Below are 7,000 nucleotides of genomic sequence, written 5' to 3'. Positions count from 1 at the left end.
ACGCCGATGCCGGTGGGACCAAGCATCTTGTGACCGGAGAAGGCGGCGAAGTCCACGTCCAGCGCCTTCACGTCCACGCCCATGTGCGGCACCGATTGGCATGCATCGAGTACGACGGCGGCGCCCGCCTCCCGTGCCAGCCGCACCAGGGTGGCCACCGGGTTGATGGTCCCGAGCACATTGGAAGCGTGCGTGAAGGCCACGACCTTGGTGCGCGGGCCGATGATCTGTTCGGCCTCGTCGAGGCGCAACGCCCCGGCGTCGTCCACCGGGATGTAGCGCAAAGTGGCACCGGTGCGGAAGGCAAGTTCCTGCCAGGGAATCAGGTTGGCATGGTGCTCCATCTCGGTGACCACCAACTCGTCGCCGGGTCCCACCACGAACCGCGCCGCGGCGTCCCCGCCGCGTCCGACGCTGGCGTTGGAGAAGGCATACGCGATGAGGTTGATCGCCTCGGTGGCGTTGGAGGTCCAGACCACTTCGTCCATACCGGCGTTGATAAAGCCAGCCACGGTTTCACGCGCGTTTTCGAAGGCATCCGTGGCCGAGACCGCCAGCATGTGGGCGCCGCGGTGCACCGCGGCGTTGCGCTGTTCGTAGTACTCCTGCTCGGCCTCCAGCACGCACAGCGGGTTCTGCGAAGTGGCGCCGGAATCCAAGTAGACCAGCGGCGAGCCGTTCACCTGTTGATTGAGGATCGGGAAGTCATTGCGGATGCGCCGGGCCTCGGCGTCGTCGATCATGCCGGCGGCATGTTTGAGCGTTGCGGGCGTGGATACCACAGACACCTTGGGGTGCTCCTTGGATCGATGGTTGGAACCGGCTTGTCCCACACGCGGCGCGGCCAACATCCGACAATACGCAAGACAAGTCTGCGCTAATCATCCCACTTCGCTGGCCACCGGTCACGTGAGCCGAACCTTACTCGGAGGCTTCGGTTGCCTCCGGGCCCCGGATTCCCGGGGGTCCTGCTGCCGGAACCGCTCTTCACGGCCTTCACCCGCCCTATACAACGGCCCGCCAGGTGGTTAGAAACGAAACTACGCACCATTGTTCCGAACCGATCTTCTGGAGCCTCATGCCGACTCATCCTTTGCCACCCGACCACAGCGAACTGCGCCGGGTCGCCGAAGAATCGTTCGGTTGGAACGTCCTCCGCGAGGGGCAGCTGGATGCGATGGCCGCAGCCGCCCGCGGCGAGGATGTCCTGGCCGTGATGCCCTCCGGGCATGGGAAGTCTGCCGTCTATCAGGTTCCAGCCGTCGCGTTGCCGGGCACCGCCGTCGTCATTTCTCCACTGATTGCGCTGCAGTATGACCAGGTTGACGCCATCAACGACGATCTGGGCGCCCGCCGGGCGTTTGCCATCAACTCGCAGCAAAAAGCCTCGGCCGGACGCGCCGCTTGGGACGCCGCCGCAAGCGGCGAGGCGAAGTTCCTGTTCCTCGCTCCGGAACAACTTGCCCGCGAAGAGACCCTTCTACGGCTGGCGGAGCTGGAGATCTCGCTGTTCGTGGTGGACGAGGCGCACTGTATCTCGTCCTGGGGCCACGATTTCCGACCCGACTATCTGACCCTCACCCCGGTAGTGAAGCGGTTGCACCATCCGCCGGTAGTGGCCCTAACGGCTACAGCATCGCCGCATACCCGCACCGAGATCATTGACCGCTTGGGCATGCGCGACCCTTTCGTCACGGTGCAGAGCTTCGACCGGCCCAACCTCAACCTTCAGGTACGGCGGCACCACGAGGACCGCGGCAAGCGGCAGGCTGTCGTGGATCAGGTGGCTGGCTTGGGCGGGCCGGGGCTGCTCTATACGGCCACCCGCAAGGACACGGAACGATACGCCGCCGAACTGGCCGGGCGCGGTTTGCGGACGGACGCCTACCACGCCGGCCGGAGGGCCGCCGACCGGGAGGCGATCCACGAACGGTTCCTTGAGGGAGGACTGGATGTGGTGGTGGCGACCTCCGCCTTCGGCATGGGCATCGATAAGCCTGATGTCCGGTTTGTGGTGCACGCGGATATCCCCGACTCGCTGGACAGCTACTACCAGGAAATCGGCCGCGCCGGCCGGGACGGCGAACCCGCGCAGGCAGTGCTGCACTACCGGTCCGAAGACCTGGGCCTGCAGCGCTTCTTTGCCGGCGGCACTCCCGATCCGGACGACCTCGCCGCGGTGTACGGCGCCATCCGCGAGCACGGTCCGCTCCGCCCGGCCGCTCTGCGCGAACGGACCGGCCTCTCGCAGCGCAAACAGGCCCGGCTGCTCAACCTCTTGGAACACAGCGGCAGCATCGCCGTGGACCGCAACGGCTATCGGGCGGTCGGTGGGGTGGATCCCTCGTCGGCTGCGGACAAAGCAGTGGCCGAAGCCGAATCCCGGCACCGGATCGATGAATCACGGATCGAAATGGCCCGCGGCTATGCCGAGACGGACCATTGCCGGCGCGACTGGCTGCTGAACTACTTTGGCGAAGAGACCGACGGCTATTGCGGGAACTGCGACAACTGCGAAGCCGGGTCGGAGGCCGTGGCTGAAGCCCGGGAGGCTGAGATGCCTCAGGGGTATGAGATCCAGCGGCCGGTGAAGCACCGTGAATGGGGACCCGGCATTGTGATGGGCACCCAGCCCGACCGCATCACGGTCCTGTTCGAGTCAGTCGGCTACAAGGACATCGCGCTGTCCGCTGTCCGGGAGGATGCGGGGCTGCTGGAATCCGTGGAGGACCAGTAGCGCATCGGCAGCCGGGCGGCATCCTGCAGACCATGGCGGCGGTTAAAGCCGCACCCATCAAAGCCGGCCATCCTCTATACAAAGTGGTGCCGCCACGCTAGAAATAACGCATGCGGGGGATAATTCTGGCTGGGGGAACAGGATCGCGGTTGCATCCGATCACCCTTGGCATCAGCAAACAGCTAGTACCGGTCTACGACAAGCCGATGATTTATTATCCGCTGTCCACACTGATGTTGGCCGGAATCCGGGACATTCTGATCATCACCACGCCGGTGGATGCGCCCCAGTTCCAGGCGCTGCTCGGCGACGGGTCCCAGTTCGGCATTTCGCTGACCTACCGGCAGCAGGCGGCACCCAACGGGCTGGCCGAGGCCTTCATCATCGGGGCGGAACACATCGGGACCGACGCGTGTGCCTTGGTGCTGGGCGACAACCTGTTTTATGGTCCCGGCCTGGGCACGCAACTGGAGGACATTGCCAAAGTCGACGGCGGCACGATCTTCGGCTATTGGGTGGCGGATCCGAGCGCCTACGGCGTCGTCGAATTCGATGCCAACGGCACGGCGGTTTCCATTGAAGAGAAACCGCAGAAACCCAAAAGCAATTATGCGGTTCCCGGGCTGTATTTCTACGACAACGACGTCGTGGCGATGTCCCGGACCTTGCGGCCCTCCGCCCGGGGCGAATTGGAGATCACCGACCTGAACCGGCTGTATATGGACCAGGGCCGCTTGACCGTAAAGATCCTCCCCCGCGGAACTGCGTGGCTGGACACCGGAACCTTCGATTCGCTCAACGATGCCTCCAACTTCATCCGGACGATCGCCAGCCGCCAGGGCATGCCCATCGGCTCTCCGGAAGAAGTCGCGTGGCGGATGAAATACATCGACGACGAGCAGCTTCACGGCCACGGACAATCGCTGGCGAAGAGCGGCTACGGCACCTATCTGCTGGACCTGCTGGAGAGCACCCGCTATGGGGGTTGAGCGGACCGGCCCGCATCGTTGTCCGCCAATCTGGCGGCAGCTCTAGTCGCGCGGTCCAGCGGTGGCTACATTAGGGCCTATGCGAAAGCTACTGGTAACTGGGGGTGCCGGTTTCATCGGATCGAATTTTGTGCGCCACGTGCTGGCCCATTCCGATGACCAGGTAACCGTAGTGGACAAGATGAACTATGCGGCCAACGCCGCTTCGCTCGATGGCATGCCTGCGGACCGTTGCCGCCTGGTGCAGGGCGATGTGGCTGATCCGGGACTGGTGGACCGGCTGCTGGCCGACCATGACGCAGTGGTGCACTTCGCGGCGGAGACCCACAACGACAATTCGCTGGCGGACCCGCAGCCGTTCCTGCACAGCAACGTCATCGGCACGTATACCTTGCTGGAGGCAGCACGCCGCCATGGCACACGGTTGCACCACATCTCGACCGACGAGGTCTATGGGGATCTTCCCCTGGACGGGACAGAGCGGTTCACGGAACACACTCCGTACAACCCGTCCAGCCCGTATTCATCCACCAAGGCCGGCTCCGACCTGCTGGTCCGTGCCTGGGTACGGTCCTTTGGAGTCAACGCCACGCTGAGCAATTGTTCCAACAACTACGGTCCTTACCAGCACGTAGAGAAGTTCATCCCCCGGCAGATCACCAATATCCTGACCGGGCGCCGGCCCAAGCTCTACGGGGACGGCCGGAATGTGCGCGACTGGATCCATGTGGAGGATCATTCCTCGGCAGTGCTGCGGATTCTCGACGACGGACGCGCCGGGGAAACCTACCTGATCGGTGCCGACGGCGAGCGCAGCAACCGCGAGGTGCTGGGTATCCTGCTGGGCTTGCTGGGCCGCCGCGCCGACGACTTCGATCTGGTGGCGGACCGTGCCGGACACGACCTGCGCTACGCCATCGACTCCAGCAAACTGCGCGAGGAACTCGGTTGGGAGCCCAAGTTCGTGCATCTGGAGACCGGTTTGGCGGACACTGTGGACTGGTATCGGGACAACCCGGACTTCTGGTCCGGCGCCAAAGCGTCCACTGAATTGTTCTACGCGGGCCGCGGCCAGTGAGCGCCTCGCTGCACAGCATCGAGCAGACGTCGATCCCCGGTCTGCTGGTGGTTTCCCTGCCTGTCCATGGGGACAACCGTGGCTGGTTCAAGGAAAACTGGCAGCGCGAGAAGCTCGTGTCGCTGGGGTTGCCGGACTTCGGCCCGGTGCAGAACAACATCTCCTTCAACGCCAGGGTCGGCACCACCCGAGGCATCCACGCCGAGCCGTGGGACAAGTATGTCTCCGTGGCTGCCGGCAGGATCTTCGGCGCCTGGGTTGACCTGCGCGACGGGCCTAGCTTCGGCGAGCGGTTCTGCCTGGAACTGGGGCCGGACAGGGCGGTGTTCGTGCCGCGAGGTGTCGGCAACGGTTTTCAAACGCTGGAGCCGGACATGGTGTACAGCTATCTGGTTAATGACCACTGGAACGACCGGGCCCAAGAGGACTACGTGTACCTGAACGCAGGCGACGAGTCCGCCGCCATACCGTGGCCGATTCCGCTGGCCGAGGCCGAACTGTCCGAGAAGGACCTGCACCACCCGCCCCTGCGATCCGTGGTGCCGATGAAGCCACAGCGCATCCTGGTGCTGGGGGCGGACGGCCAAGTAGGCCGGGCACTGCGCCAGGCGCTGCCGGACGCGGAATTCGCGGCCCGGAATGACTTCGACCTCACGCGTGAAGAGTCCTACCGGTCCCGGGACTGGAGTGCCTACCGCGCCATCATCAACGCCGCCGCCTACACCGACGTCGAGGGTGCGGAGTCCAACGAGGGCCGCCGCCTGGCCTGGCAGCTGAACGCCACCGCCGTATCACGGCTGGCGACCATCGCGGCCAAACACCGGCTCACGCTCGTCCACCTTTCCTCCGACTATGTGTTCGATGGTTCCCAGGAGCCGCACCCGGAGACTGAACCGCCCTCGCCCCTGGGTGTCTACGGCCAGTCCAAGGCCGCCGGCGACGCCGCCGCGGCGACCGCCCCGCGGCACTACATTGTTCGGACCAGCTGGGTGGTCGGGGATGGCAAAAACTTCGTCCGCACCATGGCGGGGCTGGCGGCCCGCGATGCTTCGCCTTCGGTCGTGGCCGACCAGTACGGGCGCGTCACCTTCACCCGCGATCTGGCGGCGGGAATCCGGCATCTGCTGCAGAGCGGGGCGCCCTTCGGCCCCTACAACCTGACCAACTCCGGACCGGTCACCAGCTGGGCGGAGATCGCGGCGGAGATCTACCGGTTGCTGGGCAGGGACCCACAGCAGGTGGTTCCCGTGAGCACAGCTGACTATCGTGCTTCCCGTCCGGCCGCGCCCCGGCCGGAGCGGAGCACGCTGGAGCTGGCGAAAATCGAAGCCACCGGTTTCAGGCCGCCTGAGGCTTTCGCGGCACTGCGCGACTATCTGTCCACGGATCCCGTGTGCGGTCCGCTGGCGGCCGGCTCACCTCCCCTCACCGTTTCCGGAGGGCCCACCCAGTGACGCTCCCAGTCCCCCGCCGGATCGCAAGCTCGATGTCCGCCGACAACCCCTGGCTCTTTCTGTCGCCCCACCTGGATGACGCAGTATTGTCCTGCGGCGCCCTGATTGAAGCCGAGGCCGCGCGCCGCGAGGTGACGGTCGCGACCATTTTCACCGAATCGGCGCCGCCGCCGCACACTCGATCGGCGCGCACCTTCATGCGGCTGGCCCAGGTAGAGGACGCCGCCGCGCTCTTCGAGGCCCGCCGCGCCGAAGACCTCGCAGTGCTGCGAAACCTGGGCGTCAAGTATCTGCACCTCGGCGCCACCGATGCCATCTACCGTCGCCGGAAGCCCGCGGCGGCTGCCCCGGACCTTCTGGCCCGCTTCCTGCCGGAACTGGTGCATACCTACCCCACCTATCGGTTCAACATTGTGCGCGGACGGATTTCCCGCGGCGACCGCCGCCTGATGGCCGAGTTGCGCAGCCAGGTGGCGTGGCTGATGAAGCAGACGCAGGCGGAACTCATTTTCTGCCCGCTCGGTGTCGGCAGGCACGTGGACCATTTGGTGGCCAGGGCTCTGGGAACGGCCTTCCCCGAGCAGGTGGTCTATTACTCCGACTTCCCCTACAACCAGTCCGCGGAACCGGACGCTGCATTCCTCACCCAACACCAGTTGGAACCCTGGCTGTGGGACCAGGGAATCGAGGCCAAGGAGCACTGGATCCGCCAATACGACACACAAGCCGACGCGTTGTTCCC

Annotated in this window: 6 protein-coding genes; 5 read left to right on the top strand and 1 reads right to left on the bottom strand. The window is 65.2% G+C overall.

Translation table 11 applies throughout. The features are described from left to right. Nucleotides 1-788, bottom strand: a 788-nt coding sequence (locus ACMX2H_RS18565) for an aminotransferase class V-fold PLP-dependent enzyme (protein WP_414962708.1), incomplete at its 3' end; no start/stop codon positions are given. Between the two features lie 290 nt (nt 789-1,078). Between ACMX2H_RS18565 and ACMX2H_RS18560 the strand changes: the two genes are divergently transcribed. The 5 genes from ACMX2H_RS18560 to ACMX2H_RS18540 all read left to right on the top strand — a co-directional run. After that, a complete protein-coding gene (locus ACMX2H_RS18560; RefSeq protein WP_414962707.1) occupies nt 1,079-2,737 on the top strand; it encodes a RecQ family ATP-dependent DNA helicase in 1,659 nt (552 codons plus the stop codon). A gap of 110 nt (nt 2,738-2,847) precedes the next feature. Further along, nucleotides 2,848-3,726 carry a glucose-1-phosphate thymidylyltransferase RfbA gene (gene rfbA / locus ACMX2H_RS18555; protein ID WP_414962705.1) on the top strand — a complete coding sequence of 293 codons (879 nt, stop codon included), beginning with the start codon at nt 2,848-2,850 and terminating at the stop codon, nt 3,724-3,726. Nucleotides 3,727-3,805: 79 nt separating this feature from the next. After that, entirely contained in the window at nt 3,806-4,804 is a 999-nt protein-coding gene (gene rfbB, locus ACMX2H_RS18550; RefSeq protein WP_414962703.1) for a dTDP-glucose 4,6-dehydratase, read from the top strand. Beyond that, on the top strand, nt 4,801-6,258 hold the full coding sequence (locus ACMX2H_RS18545; protein WP_414962701.1) for a sugar nucleotide-binding protein: 1,458 nt from the start codon (nt 4,801-4,803) through the stop codon (nt 6,256-6,258). The genes rfbB and ACMX2H_RS18545 overlap by 4 nt, the downstream gene beginning before the upstream one ends. Before the next feature lie 32 nt (nt 6,259-6,290). Continuing rightward, nucleotides 6,291-7,000: PIG-L deacetylase family protein (locus ACMX2H_RS18540; RefSeq protein WP_414962699.1), on the top strand; the 710-nt coding region annotated here is incomplete at its 3' end.

Source organism: Arthrobacter sulfonylureivorans, from assembly GCF_047607445.1.
Taxonomy (GTDB): Bacteria; Actinomycetota; Actinomycetes; order Actinomycetales; family Micrococcaceae; genus Crystallibacter; species Crystallibacter sulfonylureivorans_A.
This window is presented reverse-complemented; position numbering and strand designations above follow the sequence as displayed.

What these genes read in the sequence shown, in the direction of transcription:
- rfbB (WP_414962703.1), top strand. Translation starts at nt 3,806, where the DNA reads ATGCGAAAGCTACTGGTAACTGGGGGTGCCGGTTTCATCGGATCGAAT.
- rfbA (WP_414962705.1), top strand. Translation starts at nt 2,848, where the DNA reads ATGCGGGGGATAATTCTGGCTGGGGGAACAGGATCGCGGTTGCATCCG.
- ACMX2H_RS18560 (WP_414962707.1), top strand. Translation starts at nt 1,079, where the DNA reads ATGCCGACTCATCCTTTGCCACCCGACCACAGCGAACTGCGCCGGGTC.